At 61.8% G+C, this 15737-nt stretch carries 17 protein-coding genes; 7 read left to right on the forward strand and 10 right to left on the reverse strand.

The genetic code is table 11. From position 1 onward, the window contains the following. The first annotated feature begins 199 nt into the window (after positions 1–199). Entirely contained in the window at positions 200–481 is a 282-nt protein-coding gene (locus tag NKI61_RS23365; protein ID WP_352841014.1) for a hypothetical protein, read from the forward strand. Positions 482–845: 364 nt separating this feature from the next. On the opposite strand, the gene NKI61_RS23370 is transcribed toward NKI61_RS23365, so the two are convergent. Continuing rightward, positions 846–1856, reverse strand: a complete 1011-nt coding sequence (locus tag NKI61_RS23370) for a fatty acid desaturase (RefSeq protein WP_031197693.1) — start codon at positions 1854–1856, stop codon at positions 846–848. A gap of 223 nt (positions 1857–2079) precedes the next feature. Here NKI61_RS23370 and NKI61_RS23375 point away from each other — a divergent pair, with 223 nt between their 5' ends. Then, a complete protein-coding gene (locus tag NKI61_RS23375; protein WP_023681768.1) occupies positions 2080–2937 on the forward strand; it encodes a helix-turn-helix domain-containing protein in 858 nt (285 codons plus the stop codon). A 115-nt stretch (positions 2938–3052) separates the two neighbouring features. Further along, the gene (gene bmt, locus NKI61_RS23380; RefSeq protein ID WP_023733760.1) at positions 3053–4075 is read left to right on the forward strand and encodes a betaine--homocysteine S-methyltransferase; all 1023 of its coding nucleotides are present in this window, start codon (positions 3053–3055) and stop codon (positions 4073–4075) included. 8 nt (positions 4076–4083) lie between these two features. On the opposite strand, the gene NKI61_RS23385 is transcribed toward bmt, so the two are convergent. The 7 genes from NKI61_RS23385 to NKI61_RS23415 form a co-directional block, all read right to left on the reverse strand. Then, positions 4084–4350, reverse strand: a complete 267-nt coding sequence (locus NKI61_RS23385; protein WP_352841017.1) for a hypothetical protein — start codon at positions 4348–4350, stop codon at positions 4084–4086. Between the two features lie 241 nt (positions 4351–4591). Further along, on the reverse strand, positions 4592–6703 hold the full coding sequence (locus NKI61_RS23390; protein WP_352841019.1) for a vWA domain-containing protein: 2112 nt from the start codon (positions 6701–6703) through the stop codon (positions 4592–4594). Between the two features lie 2 nt (positions 6704–6705). Beyond that, a complete protein-coding gene (locus NKI61_RS23395) occupies positions 6706–7266 on the reverse strand; it encodes an RNA polymerase sigma factor (RefSeq protein WP_352841034.1) in 561 nt (186 codons plus the stop codon). Positions 7267–7480: 214 nt separating this feature from the next. Beyond that, the gene (locus NKI61_RS23400; RefSeq protein ID WP_352841021.1) at positions 7481–8659 is read right to left on the reverse strand and encodes a BaiN/RdsA family NAD(P)/FAD-dependent oxidoreductase; all 1179 of its coding nucleotides are present in this window, start codon (positions 8657–8659) and stop codon (positions 7481–7483) included. Positions 8660–8754: 95 nt separating this feature from the next. Beyond that, a complete protein-coding gene (locus NKI61_RS23405) occupies positions 8755–9492 on the reverse strand; it encodes a dienelactone hydrolase family protein (protein ID WP_023688120.1) in 738 nt (245 codons plus the stop codon). Between the two features lie 104 nt (positions 9493–9596). Then, on the reverse strand, positions 9597–10283 hold the full coding sequence (locus NKI61_RS23410; protein WP_023688119.1) for a hypothetical protein: 687 nt from the start codon (positions 10281–10283) through the stop codon (positions 9597–9599). An 89-nt stretch (positions 10284–10372) separates the two neighbouring features. Further along, entirely contained in the window at positions 10373–11947 is a 1575-nt protein-coding gene (locus NKI61_RS23415; protein ID WP_023818047.1) for a trimethylamine methyltransferase family protein, read from the reverse strand. A gap of 259 nt (positions 11948–12206) precedes the next feature. On the opposite strand from NKI61_RS23415, the gene NKI61_RS23420 reads away from it, so the two are divergent. After that, positions 12207–12905: a cobalamin B12-binding domain-containing protein gene (locus NKI61_RS23420; RefSeq protein WP_023688118.1), complete on the forward strand. Its 699-nt coding sequence runs from the start codon at positions 12207–12209 to the stop codon at positions 12903–12905. Between the two features lie 88 nt (positions 12906–12993). On the opposite strand, the gene NKI61_RS23425 is transcribed toward NKI61_RS23420, so the two are convergent. Further along, entirely contained in the window at positions 12994–13134 is a 141-nt protein-coding gene (locus NKI61_RS23425; protein ID WP_352841024.1) for an EncA/B family entericidin, read from the reverse strand. A gap of 65 nt (positions 13135–13199) precedes the next feature. Between NKI61_RS23425 and NKI61_RS23430 the strand changes: the two genes are divergently transcribed. Continuing rightward, on the forward strand, positions 13200–13841 hold the full coding sequence (locus NKI61_RS23430) for a DUF1638 domain-containing protein (RefSeq protein WP_023688116.1): 642 nt from the start codon (positions 13200–13202) through the stop codon (positions 13839–13841). 16 nt (positions 13842–13857) lie between these two features. Here the strand turns inward: NKI61_RS23430 and NKI61_RS23435 are convergent, their stop codons facing one another. After that, complete coding sequence (locus NKI61_RS23435) at positions 13858–14424, reverse strand: hypothetical protein (RefSeq protein ID WP_352841027.1); 567 nt, start codon at positions 14422–14424, stop codon at positions 13858–13860. An 84-nt stretch (positions 14425–14508) separates the two neighbouring features. Here NKI61_RS23435 and NKI61_RS23440 point away from each other — a divergent pair, with 84 nt between their 5' ends. Both NKI61_RS23440 and NKI61_RS23445 read left to right on the forward strand, forming a co-directional pair. Then, entirely contained in the window at positions 14509–15084 is a 576-nt protein-coding gene (locus tag NKI61_RS23440) for a DUF4893 domain-containing protein (RefSeq protein WP_023833837.1), read from the forward strand. A 110-nt stretch (positions 15085–15194) separates the two neighbouring features. Continuing rightward, positions 15195–15737 (forward strand): formyltransferase family protein (locus tag NKI61_RS23445; protein WP_352841029.1); only part of this gene is annotated, 543 nt, incomplete at its 3' end.

Raw genomic sequence — 15737 nt, forward strand, 5'->3', positions numbered from 1 at the left:
CATGCTTTGCGGCAAGGGTAAGGGGTTATCTGCAAAAACGGTCGAAGCAGCGGCGGACCAAGATCCTCTTGGCCGGGGTGGCAAGCCATGTCCAAGGCTAAAGCGCCTAAAAGCTTGCCAGCGATCTCCAGTCGCCTCTCTCCCCCGGCAGCCGGACCATCCCTGGCAGGGCCTGGAGAGGCCAAACTGGAGAACTGAAATGAACGCTATTGCTATCGTCGCCGAACAACCTGTCGTCTCCTGGCGCTTCAGGCTGGGCGAGTTCGTAACCCATCGCGACCAAAGCTTACCGTCGCTAGTTATGGGGCGGGTTAGAACGACCAAGGGGCGCGAGATTTACGGAGTGCGCTCGCTCATGGATGTGGATCCGTGCAGGGACAGGATGATCCTGGCGGATAGCTTGGTCGCGATGGCCGACGATCATCCCGACTGGAGCGACTGTTTGCTCACGCCAGAAATCGCTTCCAGCCTAGTAGTCTAGCCGTCAACACGCCGCGTTAACGACAGAACCCCGCTCCGGCGGGGTTTTTCTTTGTGTGAGGCGTGACGGCGAATTAGGGCACGAAGCCCGGCATTGCCTATTGAGGGACAAACAAATGCTCCGCCGTCACGAGACTCAATCTATGTGAGGGGGGATAGGTTCCACTGCGCATCGAATTCAGTACGACAAAAGTACAACTAGGCCTTTGGAATGGCGCAATTCCGGGCCTTACGTCCCATCGTACATCGGCAATGCCGCAACCAAATCACTCATGCCGACACTCAATCATCATGGCTCGGGGAAGGATCGCAAAAACGCGGCGTCCAATCAGAATTGGCCGACACGGGTTCGGGAAGTCCGGGGATTATTCCTTCGGCGGCTCGGCCGGAACCGGCGCGCTGCCAAGCCCGCTGATGCTGCGCGCCCTGATGCGCGGCTTGAACGCCCTGCCCGGCTCGGGCTGGCGGCGCAGCACCGGGTGCACGATCGGCTCCTTGGCCTTGAAGGCGTAGGCTTTGATCAGTGCGAAATAGTTCGGATAGGCGTAGCCATTGTTCATCCGCAGCCACTCGTCGCGGCGGTCGGCAAACAGTTTTGGCAGCCTGTACCAGGCAACGGTCGGGGTCTTGTGGTGAACGAAGTGCAGATTGTTGTTGAGGAACAGGAACGACAGCGGCGAGCGCTCGATGATCACCGTGCGTCCTTCAGGGTGCTCGGACCACTGATGTTCGGCGAAAGTCCGGACCGCGATCAGCGACTGGCCGAGCCAGACCGGCACCAGAATGTAGAGCCATACCGGAATGCCGAAGCCGAACTGCACGATCGGCACCACGATGGCGAGGCCGATCGCATGCAGCAGCCATGCCTTGCCGATCACCTTGTCGCCGGCAATCACATGCCTGGCGTCGTCGACGAAGAAACCGATGCAGGACAGCCAGGGGCCGAGAAAGAAACGGCCGGCCATGGTGTTGTTGATCTTGAGCAGGAATTTCATCGTCGGCGGCAGATCGTCATGCATCCACAACGCCTGGTAATAGCTCTCGGGATCGTCGAGCGGATCGGTCAGGCGCTCGTCGGCGTGGTGGCGCAAATGGAGCGTCTTGAAGCGACGGAACGGCCAGACCAGGCCGATCGGCAGGAAGACGAAGGCTTCGTTGATGAGCGCGCTGCGCGTCGGATGGCCATGCAGCACTTCGTGCATGATCGACGACTGCAAGGCCAGGATGAAGCCGAGGAGAAGAAGTGCCGGGGTCGGATAAGAGGGCCAGAGCAGGAGCCCGGCAGCGAGCCACATTCCGTAACAGAAGAAAGCGAGGACCACGGTCGGCCACTCGATGGCCGCTGCGTCGCGTCGCTTGATGCGCTTGCCTGTCATGCTATCGACCACTGTCCCTCAGTCGCCGGAATTGTTCCTGACAGCATAGTGTCAGGAGAAGCGATTCCGCTCAACGAGACAAAGTGTACAAAATGTTGCGATTGCGCATTTTTGACCGCAGATGTTATGCATTGTAAACAACCCTACGGATTCATTTACGCTGGAAGTGCTGATTCGACGGCTCGGGCGCAAATTTTTCCTAAGAGAGTGCGGAGAACGAACAGTGGACAAACGGGACCTTTCGGCAATCTTCCGGGAGCGCCTGAAGCTGCTCCTGACACGGTCCGATCTCAACCAGTCGGCTTTCGCGTCAGCAGTCGGCATCGACCGGTCGGCGCTGTCGCAACTGATGTCCGGCGCCTCGACGCGCCTGCCACGTGCCGAAACGCTGCTCAACATCGCCGCCGAATTCAAGATCTCGCTGGACTGGCTGCTCGGCCTCTCCCAGGATGAAGGCGTCACCGGCGAAATCCGCGAAAGCCTGGAGATCGAAGAGGCGCCCGACGGCTTCGACCGCACGCTGCTCGCCAAATGGTTCGCCGAGGCCGCAGGCACCAAGATCCGCTATGTGCCGGCCGGCATTCCCGATCTCCTGCGCACACGCCAGCTGGTCGACTACGAAGCCAACATCACCAACCGCAGCCGTCTGGCGCAGGCCAGCGAGACGCAGTACCGCATCGAGTACAACCGGCGCCCTGAGACCGACATGGAGGTCTGCATGCCGCGCCACACACTGGAGATTTTCGCCCGCGGCCTGGGCGTCTGGGACCGCTTTCCCGAGGCTGACCGCCGGCAGCAGCTTGCCCATATGGCGACGCTGCTTGACGATCTCTACCCCACCTTCCGCCTGTTCCTCTATGACGGCCGCATGCGCTATTCGATCCCGCTGACAATCTTCGGTCCCTACCGCGCCGCCATCTATGTCGGCGACATGTATGTGGTGCTGAACGCCACCCAGCCGGTACAGGCGCTGACCCAGCATTTCGACAATCTGATCCGCGCCGCCGACATCAACCCGCATGAGGCCGCCGCCTACGCGCGCAATCTGGCCGGCGCGTCATTTCCATCGGGTTCTGCCTGATCCCCAACGCCCCGGAAAGGTGCGCCGCGCGGCAATTGCAGGTCGCAAACACATTGACTGGACATAAAGACTTCTTTATATCCTTATTCCATTCAAATATCTGAAAGTCGATCCGATGACCGCGAACAATCCCATCGATGCTCTGCTGGCCGAAAAGGGCGTGCTGCTCGCCGATGGCGCCACCGGCACCAATCTGTTCGCCATGGGTCTGGAGGCCGGCGAAGCGCCGGAGTTGCTGAACGAGGCAGCGCCCGACACCATCACGAGCCTGCACCAGAATTTCGTCGACGCCGGCGCCGATATCATTCTCACCAACTCGTTCGGCGGCACGCGCCACCGGCTGAAGCTGCACCATGCGCAGGACCGCGTGCATGCGCTGAACAAGCGCGCCGCCGAGATTGCCCGCGCGGTCGCCGACAAGGCCGGCAGGAAAGTCATCGTCGCCGGCTCGGTCGGTCCGACCGGCGAGTTGCTGGTGCCGCTCGGCGCCATGACCTATGACGAAGCGGTCGAGGCTTTTGCCGAACAGATCGAGGGTCTCAAGGAAGGTGGCGCCGAAGTCGCCTGGATCGAGACCATGTCTGCGCCGGACGAAATCCGCGCCGCGGCGGAGGCCGCCATCCGCGTCGGCCTGCCCTACACCTATACCGGTTCGTTCGACACTGCCGGCCGCACCATGATGGGCCTGCTGCCCAGGGATATCCACGGCGTCGTCGACGGACTTTCAGAGACGCCGCTCGGTGTCGGCGCCAATTGCGGTGTCGGCGCCTCCGACATCCTGGCCTCGCTGCTCGACATGACCGAGGCGAAGCCGGAAGCGACGGTGATCGTCAAGGGCAATTGCGGCATTCCCGAATTTCGTGGCACCGAGATCCATTATTCCGGCACGCCGGAGCTGATGGCCGACTATGTCCGGCTGGCGGTGGATGGCGGCGCGAAGATCATCGGTGGCTGCTGCGGCACGTCGTTCCAGCACCTTGCCGCCATGCGCAAGGCGCTCGACGCGCACACCAAATCCGAACGCCCGACCGTCGCGGGGATCGTCGAGCGCATCGGTCCGATGCGCAACAAGGTGGCGACGGAAAACACCGCCGAGACCAGCGAAGCCCGCCGCGAACGCCGCCGCAGCCGAGCCTGATATCGAACTTATTCGCTGTTTTCAGCGTAACGCGATAGCGCCGTCGTGAAATCCAGGGCGGTGCTGTCGGCGCTTTCATTCATCGTCACCAGGTCACCCGACGACTGCGGATTGCCGATCTGCTCCAGCATGACGCGAAAGCGGTCATTGGTCAGCGCCGACTTTGCGGTATTCCAGGCTGCGTCGACGTCATCCATGATGCGCCTGGATTCTGGCGACAGCGTTCCCGACGCCTGCGTGTGTCTCACCGCCGGCGTCGTGTTTCCAATGTTCATATCTGCAATTCCCGGCTCCCCAAGCCCAGTCCCGACCCCCGTGCAATAATAGCAGGGCATTGCGATGACGTTCCGGAAAAGCCGCGCAATTTAACGATCAGGCGGATCATCTGTGCGCTTCGGATCAATCGATCCGAAAAAAAGGCCGGCAGGGTTTCCCCCGCCGGCCTGCCTCACCCGCCCGTAGTCGGTTCCCCGTATCAGAACGACCCCCGTCTGAAAGGAACCGGCTGTATTGCCACTACCGGTTACCGCCCAGCGCCGAGGCAAGGCGCACAAGCGAAAGGAACTCGGACCTGTACCCAAACGGGTCGGCTCCTCGGGCGGCGGTGGCAATCTCCATGATCTTGTCGTAGCCGAACTTCGCGGTCGCATCCTCGTCGCGCAGCTTCTGGCCGAAGGCGGCGACAGCGACGGAGAAACGCTGGTCGGTGCTGGCCTGGTCGAAGGACGCGACCTCGTTGGCCGAGGTCACCGGCGTGGTGATCAGCTTCGAGACGTCTTCGTTCGGCAGCTTGTAGCGGATTTTCACAAAGGCATATTCGTCGGCATTGGCGACGCCGCCATTGTTGACCGTTGCCTGGCCGTAGCGCAGCGGATCCATCTGCTCGCCGCCACTGCCCTTCGGCGTGATCTCGTAGATGGCGGTCACCGAATGACCGGAGCCGATATCGCCGGCATCGACGCGATCATTGTTGAAGTCCTCGCGGTTCAAGGCGCGGGTTTCATAGCCGATCAGCCGGTATTCCGAGACCTTGTCCGGATTGAACTCGACCTGGATCTTGACGTCCTTGGCGATGGTGAACAGCGTCGAGGAGGCATCCTCGACCAGAACCTTCTCGGCCTCGGCCAGCGTATCGATATAGGCGGCGGTGCCGTTGCCGTTCTGGGCGATGGTCTGCATCATCTGGTCGTTCAGATTGCCGCGTCCAAAGCCGAACACCGACAGGAAGACGCCGGTCTTGCGCTCCTGCTCGATCAGCCGCTTCAGATCGTCGTCATCGGCCTGGCCGACATTGAAGTCGCCGTCCGTGGCCAGCATCACACGGTTGATGCCATCCTTGACGAAGGACTGCTGGGCAAGCTTGTAGGCTTCCTTGATGCCCGCCTCGCCGGCCGTCGAGCCGCCGGGCGACAGATTGTCGATGGCGTTGAGGATCTTGTCCTTCTCGGTAACCTTGGTCGGCATCAGCACGGTGCCGGCGTCACCGGCATAGGTGACGATCGAGATGGTGTCGTCCGCCTTGAGCTTGCTGACCAGCAGCCGGAAAGCCGACTTGAGCAGCGGCAGCTTGTCAGGCTCGTCCATCGAACCCGAGACGTCGATCAGGAACACCAGATTGGCCTTGGGCTGCTCGACCGGCTTGATGTCGAAGCCCTTGATGGCGACGTGCATCAGCTTGGTGTGCCCGTTCCACGGCGTCGGCATGACGCTGACGGTCGAATTGAACGGCGTCGAAGCCGTGTCCGGACCCTTCCAGTCATAGGGGAAGTAATTGACCATCTCCTCGACGCGCACCGTGTCGGCCTGCGGCAGATAGCCCTGCTTCAGCGAGCCGCGGACGAAGGAATAGGAAGCGGTGTCGACGTCGATCGAGAAGGTCGAGACCGGATCCTGAAGCGCTGCATGCACCGGATTGGTCTTGAAATCCTCGACGCGGTCGCGGTTTGGCTCCTGCGGCGCTATCTGGTCGGCCGGCATCGTCGAAGGCTGCGCCAGGTACTTGGATTCGGTCGCGCCGGCCATGCGGTCGACCCGCGCGCCGCCGGCCGGGGCAGCGGTGCCGTCAAGCGAAAACTCGCGGCTCTCAACTGGCGCAGGCTCGGCCAACACGCCGCGCCCCAGCGCATCCTGCTGCGCAGGGGCGACAGCAACGGTCGATTCGGGCTTCGGCGGCGCGGGTGGCGTGAGCGGCGTGGTGGTGTCGCGGCTTCGCACATCGGCGTCGGCCTTCTTGTCGCCTTCAGGCGCCTGCTTGTCTTTTACCGGCGCGTTGATCGCCGGCCCTTTGGTTGCCGGCTTGTCGGCCAGCGTCTCAGTGATCTTCTCGTCGCTACCGAACGGCAACGGCTGTTCCCTCAGCATGTGGAAGGTGGCGTATCCGGCGATTGGCAGGGCGACGAGCCCGGCAATGGCTGGCGTGGCGATGAGTTTCTTTTGCATGATCTCGCTCCAGAGCTTTTGTGCTCGCTCTGTGAGACGAAGCCCGCCTACCGATCCTTGGGTGACGACAGAAATATTTTGCTGATCATAAGCACGCATGGCGGCTTCGAAGGCGCGTGTCTTCGCGCTCTCGCCCGGCGCCGGTACTGCTGCGTCGCGCAGCCTGTTGAGTTCGTTGTCGTCGACCATGGTCACACTTCCCCGGCCGAACGCATGAGCGTTTTCAGCCGTTTCTTCGCTTCATGGATGTGCCAGGAAACCGTCGTCTCCGAGATTGCCATCGCCTCGGCGGCGGCCGCATGGCTCAACCCTTCGCCATAGACCAGAAGTACTGCATCGCGCTGCTTGTTCGGCAGTTGCCGCACCGCTGCCCAGAGCGCCTCAGTCGGATCTTCGGGCTCGGCGGATGCCTCTCCCGATATCATGCTGTAGGCGCCGAAAGCCTCGGTCTTGACGTTTTCGCGCGTCGTCTTGCGCATCATGTCGCGCGCCGCGTTCAGCGTCACGGAATAGAGCCATGTCGTGAACGCGCCGCCGCCGCGGTAGTCGCGGATCGCCTTGCCGAGACGGACACAGACCTCCTGGGCGATGTCTTCGGCATCGGCCTTCTTTCCGCACCAGCGATAGGCGGCGCGATAGACGAAGTCGTAGTGCCGCTCCAGCAATTTGCCGAAGGCACCCCTGTCTCCGCCCTTCGCCCGCCCGATCAATTCGGCGTCGGAGGCTTCGCTTTCATCCAGCATCATCGCCATCATTTGCCTGTTGGACGAAGGCTAATGGCCAATCCTTGGGGTTATGGAAAGATTTTTTTCCGAGGCGACGGATGCACGCGCAACAGGTGCGCTGAGATTCAGGTCAGGCCGAGCCGAAAACGATGGATTTCGAGAACCGGAGCGGAGCGTACTTTTGTACGCGAGCACCGGAAGCACAGAAAGCCGTCGTTTGCAGGCCGGCCTCACCTGAATATCAGCACACCTGGCCCGAGGCCCAGCCGGACGACCAAGCCCACTGAAAATTATAGCCGCCCAGCCAGCCGGTGACATCGACGACTTCGCCGATGAAAAACAGCCCCGGCACGGATTTCGCCTGCATCGTCTTCTGATCGAGCCCGTTGGTATCCACACCGCCAAGGGTCACTTCCGCCGTGCGGTAACCCTCGGAGCCGGCCGGCTTGATGCGCCAGTCGTTGACAGCGGCTTCGACGGTTTTCATTTGCAGGTCTGTCAAATCGGCGAGATTGCCATCGATCCCGCTACGCTCGGCGACCGCTTGCGCAAGGCGCTTCGGCAAATGGTTTGCAAGCACCGTCTGCACCGCTTGCCTGCCGTTGACGCGCCGGGCGGCGCGAAGCAGTTCCGCCACATCCCTCCCCGGCAGCATGGCGATGCGGATCTCGTCGCCCTCGCGCCAATAGGACGATATTTGCAGGATGGAAGGCCCGCTCAAGCCGCGATGCGTAAACAGCATCGCTTCTGAAAACCGCGTCTTGCCGCAGGCGACTTCGGCATCGACGGCATTGCCGGCCAAAGGCGCCAGCCGCTCCAGCGTTCTTGCGTCGAAGGTAAGCGGCACCAGCGCCGGCCGTGTTTCCACCACCGCAAGGCCGAATTGCGCCGCAAGCTCGTAGCCGAAACCGGACGCGCCCATTTTGGGGATCGACTTGCCCCCGCAAGCCACGACCAACGAGCTGCAAGCGACGCTGCCAGCGGAGAGCGTCAGCACAAACCCGTCCGCGGTCTTGCTGACGTTCCTCACCTCGGTCGACAACGCCAGTTCCACACCCCAATCCTGCATGTCGGAAACCAGCATGTCGATGACCTGGCGCGCCGAGCCGTCGCAAAACAGCTGTCCCAGCGTCTTCTCGTGATAGGCAATGCCGTGGCGTTCGACGAGCGCGATGAAGTCGCCTTGCGTGTAGCGGCTGAGCGCCGAAATGCAGAAATGCGGATTGCCGGAGATGAAATTCTTCGGGCTCGCATGGATGTTGGTGAAGTTGCAGCGGCCACCGCCGGAGATGCGGATCTTCTCGCCGGGCTTTGCCGCGTGATCGAGCACCAGGACCGAGCGGCCGCGCTTGCCGGCCTCGATGGCGCACATCATTCCGGCCGCACCGGCGCCGATCACCACGACATCATAGGATTGCATCAGGCTGTTCGTTCCCGCTCGACTGGCGCTGTTTTAACAGGCCGCGCCAATCGTGCAGTCTCTACCCGTTCGTTGCGACTTCAGGCAACGCCTCGTTAGATCAGCGTCTCGGCGAACAGCGTCGTCAATCGCTTCCAATGACGTTCGGCGCCGGCCGCGTTGAACACGCTGTGATCCGACACACACCAGCCATGCGCCATGCCGGCATAGTTTTCGATGACGTGGTCGACTTCCGCCACGCGCAGCGCCTCGGCCAGTCGCGCCGACTGCTCCGGCGGAAAGCTGCGGTCCACCCCAGACGTTCCGACATAGACCCGCGCCTTGATCATTGCAGCCTTGCGGTGCGGACTGTCGGCGGCATCGCTGGCCAGATTGCCGCCATGGAAGCTTGCCGCCGCCACGATGTGATCGGGATAGGTTGCAGCCGCATTCAAGGCCCGCGCCCCGCCCATGCAGTAACCGACGACACCGACCGGTCCGGTGACACCTTCAGCGGTAAGCGTGTCGAGGAACGCCCTGCTGTCGCGGATGGTCATGTCCTGTGTCGTGCCGTGGACCAACGCCGTCAGCGCGACCTTGGTCTCCTCGACGACGAAAGCGGTCTTGGGCTCGAACGGCCCGTAGGGTGCGTTGCGATAGAAAAGATCCGGCACCAGCACCGCACAGCCCTCGCCGGCCAGCCGCTCCGCCATTGCGTCGAGCGCCGGTCGCGGACCGAAGGCGTCCATATAGAGAATGACACCGGCCCTGGACGGGGAAGCGGTCGCCGAACGGAACAGCCCGGCTTTCGCTACGCCGTCCTCGGTTTTTATCTCAATGTCCTGCTTCGCCATGGCGCGCCCCGTTGATTGTCGTGTGATACATATAAGCAGGCATTGTCAGGGCAAGCCGTTCCCTGACAATCCCGTTCAACACTTTGTGCGGGCTTTCGACCCGGCTACAGGCCAGCAAACGCCGTCATGTGAAAGGCCTGAACCTCAGGCGGATAGCGATGGGCCGTGCCATACGGACAGGCGTTGCGGTCGAGGCAGCCGCCGCCGCGGCATGGTTCGCCCTTCGATCCCCGCACATGCGCCAGGCAAGCCTGATGAGCGAAACCATCCGCGGAATAGGCGTCAACCGGACAGGATTTCAGGCAAGGTTTTGCGACACAGGCCTCGCAAAGGTGAATCGCTTCGCGACGTTCAGGAAGCGCGATCTCATCCTCGAACAGCAACGCGCCGCGATAGGCATGCCAGAGCCCGTACTGCGGATGCATCAGGATGCCCAGCGGCGACGGTCTCAGCCCCTCCGCTCGCATCGCCCATTGCTGGAACGGCAGATAAGGTCTGTCCGAAGGCGAAACGGCGCGCGCGCCGAATTTCTCCGCCACCGCACCGATCACTTCGCGCGACCATGTGTCGAGCGGATTAGCAATGGTTTGCGGTTGCCGGTCGCGCCAGCGCAGGAAATGCGGCCAGGGTGCCGCTCCCGCCTGCCCGACCAACAGCACGGATTTGGCGGGGGCAACTGAAGGGCCATGCGGCGGCGTTTCGCTTGTTGCGAAATTGAAGCCACCGCGCAGGATGAGGCCGTCAGCGGAAAGCGCGGCCGCTATCTCGTCAGCCCGGCGCCGCGCAATCATCCCTTCTTGTCCGGGTCGGAGAAAGCGCTCCGCCAGACTTCCTTGTGGATGATGTTGGCGACTTTAGCCCCGCCTGACTCGGGCTCCTTTCAGGTGAAGGCGTCAGCCATCGACGCCTTCTTCGTCGCGATGTAGTCCTTCAGCCCGTCGTCGATGCCCGGATCGAGATACGGCGCCTCATAGGTCTCCAGCCAGCGGCGGGCGAGTTCGTTGGCGCGCTGCGGCGCTGTCTTCTCGCCCTCGGCCAGCCACTGCTCGTAGGAATTGTTGTCGGCGATGCTGGAGCGGTAGAAGGCGGTCTGGAAATTGGCCTGGGTGTGGTCGCAGCCGAGATAGTGGCTGCCCGGGCCGACCTGGCGGATGGCGTCCATCGCCTGGCCGTTTTCCGACAGGTCGACGCCTTCGGAAAACTTTTGCGTCATGCCGAGCTGGTCGATGTCCATCATGAATTTCTCGTAGCAGGACGCCAGTCCGCCTTCGAGCCAGCCGGCCGAATGCAGGACGAAATTGGTGCCGGCAAGAATGGTCGAGTTGAGCGTGTTGGCGCTCTCATAGGCGGCCTGCGCATCCGGAACCTTGGAGGCGCAGAGCGAGCCGCCGGTGCGGAACGGCAGACCGAGCCGGCGGGCAAGCTGTGCGGCGCCGTAGGAAACCAGCGACGGCTCCGGTGTGCCGAAGGTCGGCGCACCAGACTGCATGGAGATCGACGAGGCGAAGGTGCCGAACAGCACCGGCGCGCCGGGACGGATCAACTGCGTGAAAGAGGCGCCGGCCAGCACCTCTGCCAGAACCTGCGTCAGCGTGCCGGCCACCGTGACCGGGCTCATCGCGCCGGCAAGGATGAACGGCGTGACGATGCAAGCCTGGTTGTGACGCGAATAAACCTTCAGCGCGCCCAGCATGGTTTCGTCGAACACCATCGGCGAATTGGCGTTGATCAGGCTGGTCAGCACGGTGTTGTTTTCGACGAAATCGTCGCCGAACACGATCTTGGCCATGGCGACGGTGTCTTCGGCCCGCTCTGGCGCCGTCACCGAACCCATGAACGGTTTGTCCGAATATTTGATGTGGCTGTAGATCATGTCGAGATGGCGTTTGTTGACCGGCACGTCGACCGGCTCGCACACCGTGCCGCCCGAATGGTGAATCGACGGCGCCATATAGGCGAGCTTCACGAAATTCCGGAAATCCTCGATCGTCGCGTAGCGCCTGACACCGTCGAGATCGCGCACGAAGGGCGGACCATAGACCGGCGCGAAGACCGTGGCGTTGCCGCCGATCTGCACCGAACGTTCGGCGTTGCGCGCATGCTGGGTGTAGATGGGCGGCGCGGTCTCCAGCAGCGAGCGGCAGAGGCCCTTGGGAAAATGCACGCGCTCGCCCTTGACGTCGGCGCCCGCCTCTTTCCAAAGCTGCAGCGCCTCGGCGTCGTCGCGAAAGATGATGCCGATCTCTTCCAGCACCGTATCGGTGTTGTTTTCGATAATCGCCAGGCCTTCCTCGTTGAGGACCTCATAGATGTTGATCTTGCGCTTGATATAGGTGAGCTGGGTGCCCGGTCCGCCGCCCGAGCGCGCCGCCCGCCTTGCAGCCGCGCCGCCGCTGGCAGCACGTCCACGTCGCGCATTGGACGCTTCCTGGTCGACTGACGCGTTTTCACTCATGATCGTTTTTCCCTAAAAACCGTTTGCGGCCGCGTAGGCGGCTTCTCGCCCGGATCGTAGCCATGCACCCTATTCGAAACGGCCCGCCAGCGCCAACGCCTGTCGCAAAATCGACAAGAATTCCAATAGATTTGCGGTCGCTTTCCTTTTGCGGGAAGTCGCAAATCAGCTATGGATACCTGCCCCCGCCGGGTTAGGTATTGACGCGATTATTTTAAGCCGCCGTGATCGCATCCGCGCGGCAAGGAGCCCGAGAAAAATGGCCGACGACGAGATCATCCTCTCCGAGCTTTCCGACGACGAGTTGGTGCAGCAGATGCACGACGATCTCTATGACGGGCTGAAGGAAGAGATCGAGGAAGGCACCAACATCCTGCTCGAGCGCGGCTGGGTGCCCTACAAGGTGCTGACCGAAGCTCTGGTCGAAGGCATGCGCATCGTCGGCGAGGACTTTCGCGACGGCATCCTGTTCGTTCCCGAGGTGCTGCTGTCGGCCAACGCGATGAAAGCCGGCATGTTCATCCTGCGCCCGCTGCTGGCCGCCACCGGCGCGCCGAAGCAGGGCAAGATGGTGATCGGCACCGTCAAGGGCGACATCCACGACATCGGCAAGAACCTCGTCGGCATGATGATGGAAGGTGCCGGCTTCGACGTCATCGATCTCGGCATCAACAATGCGGTGGAAAAATACCTCGACGCCATCGAGCAGCACCAGCCCGACATTATCGGCATGTCGGCGCTTTTGACCACGACCATGCCTTACATGAAGGTCGTCATCGACACGATGAAGGAAAAGGGCATCCGCGACGACTATGTCGTCCTGGTCGGCGGCGCGCCGCTAAACGAGGAATTCGGCAAGGCCGTCGGCGCCGATGCCTATTGCCGCGACGCGGCTGTGGCGGTCGAGACCGCCAAGGACTTCATGAAGCGCAAGCATAACGTGCGCGCTTCAGCCTGATCTGTTACGCAAGGCGTCTGGGCCACAATCGAAAGCCGCGCCTTGCAGCGCGGCTTTTTTGTTCCAGCTATTGGAACGGATGGCTGCGTCAGGGTTTGGTGACGGTGTCGTCGACGGCTTTCGCAGTCGATTTGATATCCCGGCCGACACCACGGACGGTGTTGGCACAGGCCGTAAGCGCCAGGACGCAGGCAAGGATTGCAATCGGCGTAACGCGTAACAGTTTCATGGACGGTTTATCCCTCTCTCGATAGATTCGCCCCACAGCAACGAAGGCCGCTTCGACCGGGTTCCATGGCCAGAATGCAAAAAACGAAACCGAATCAGGACGACAGGCTGCTGGTCATCGCCTGTGGAATGATTGCGCGCGAAGTTTTGGCCGTCAAGGAGCAGCTCAAGCTCGACCATCTCGACCTGACCTGCCTGCCGGCGGAGTTCCATTTCTACCCCGACCGCATCGCACCGGCGATGGACAAGGCGATCGAAAAGGCCAAGGCGGAAGGCTATAGCAACATCTTCGTTGGCTATGCCGATTGCGGTACCGGCGGCATGCTCGACCGGGTCCTGGAGAAGCACGGCGTCGAGCGCATGGCCGGGCCGCACTGCTTTGCCTTCTACCAGGGCATGGACGCCTATGCGAAGGTCGCCGACGACGACATGATGTCGTTCTACATGACCGATTTCCTGTGCCGCCAGTTCGACGCCTTCTTCATGAAGCCGCTCGGCCTCGACAAGCACCCGGAGCTGATCAAGGACTATTTCGGCAACTACCAAAAGCTGATCTACATCGCCCAGACCGACGATCCGGAACTCGACAAGGTCGCCGAGAAGGCCGCGAAGATGCTTGGCCTCGCCTATGAGCGCCGCTCGACCGGCTATGGCGACCTGACGACTGAATTGGCGCGGGTGGCGGCACATCCAGAAGAAGTGCGTTAGGCGCCCGACTTTCGGATTATTTGCTCTCCGGTTGCGGATCCGACACGAAATCGACAACGCGGCCGTTGTCTAACCGGATCGGCCCTCTTGCAGTTGGATCCTTGCGCAAAGCCTCTGCAAGCAGAGCGTCGACTGTGTCGAGATTGACCTGCAGAATTGTGCGGTCGCCCAGTTCCCAGTACTCGCCTTCATCGAAGACGTCGAACTTGTCGAAAAAAGGAGCAACTTTGCGAAGCAACTCGATGATCTCGATATGCGCCTCCGACCCCGCAAACTGGGTCTTGCAATATTGCTGCATGAAGAGGTCCCTGTCGAACTCGAACCTTAGGCGATCCGACTTGGGATGCGGCAGGCATTCTATCCCCAAGACCGGGCCGATATAGTCAACGCTGCGTTCGTCGATGACCCGGTTGAGAACCATTTCGGCCTCGTCTATCGGCCGAAATCGCCAGTCTCGAGCGATGGCAAGCGCTTCAACTTCCTGCAACAGCGCAAGATATTGTTCCTCTCCGCGCAGTTGTCCCTCAAAATGGATTGTAACCCCCACGCGCACCTCCCGCGGAACATACCGCTGTTTAAGCACGGATGACAGGCCGCCGCGAATGGGTAAGTTGTGCGCTGGAAGATAGAATCGGCTGCTCCAGCCGCGCCAACATGGATACCACCGATGACCGCTCGCGTCCTGCTCGCCGCCGTTTGCCTGCTCTGTTTCGCCTTGCCCGCTCGCGCCGACGGCGAGGTGCAGAAGATCATCACGCCTGCCGACAAGGTTCGCCTCGACAAATATGGCGAGACCCGCAAGGCGGCGCTGGCCGAGGCAAAAGCGGGAGACCCGGCTGAGGTCAGCCAACTCGACGCGCTGCTGGCAAAGCCGATAGTGGCCTTTTCCGACAAGGACCTGAGCGGCAACTGGCAATGCCGAACCATCAAGGTGGGCCTGACCGGCCCGCTGGTCATCTATGGCTGGTTCAAGTGCAAGGTCACGGACGATGGCTCCGGCTGGCAGCTGGAAAAGGTCAGCGGCTCGCAACGCACTAAGGGCCGTTTCTTCGACGATAGCGAAAAACGCGCGATCTATCTCGGCTCCGGTTATGTCAATGACAACAAGCCAAAACCCTATGGCAGCGGCCCGGAAAGCGACCAGGTCGGCTATGCCTTCCGCACCAGCGCCAATGAATGGCGCATCGAATTCCCGGCGCCCTACTACGAATCGAAACTCGACATCATCGAGTTCAAGCGCTGATCCGTTGGTCTCTCGCTGGCCGGGCGGTCATCAAGATTTAACCTCGCCCGGCACAGAATTGAGCCGGGCAGCGCACGGCAAATGGCTGCGCGCCGGCAAGAAAGCGCGCCATGGCATCAGCGGTTGAAAAAAGTGCTGCGATCGTCATCGTCACCGAAGGCGGGCCGCACATCTGGGCCATCGTCAACGCCATCGCCGACCAGTTCGGTCCTGTCAGCGTCATCCTCGAAAGCCCTGAATCCAAAAAACAATTGCTGCTCGGCCGGGCGCGCCGCCAGGGCTTGTTTTCGGCCATCGGCCAACTCGGCACGATGGTGTTGACGAGGCTCGGCAAGCGCTTCTTCGCTGGCCACGCAGAGCGGCTCATCGCCGATCAGAAGCTTGAGACCGAGCCGAAGCCGGGACAAAAGATCATCCACGTCTCCTCCGCCAACGCAGCCGATTGCCTGCAGGCGATCGCCGACATCCGCCCGGGCGTGGTGCTGCTCGCCGGCTGCCGGCTCTTGTCCCGGCAGACGCTGGCGCAAATGCCCTGCCCGGTGCTCAACTATCACGCCGGCATCGCGCCCAAATACCGCGGCATGAATGGCGGCTACTGGGCGCTGGCCTCCGGCGATCTCCAGAATTTCGGCACCACCGTGCATCTGGTCGAC

Source organism: Mesorhizobium sp. M0514 (assembly GCF_040321145.1).
GTDB lineage: Bacteria > Pseudomonadota > Alphaproteobacteria > Rhizobiales > Rhizobiaceae > Mesorhizobium.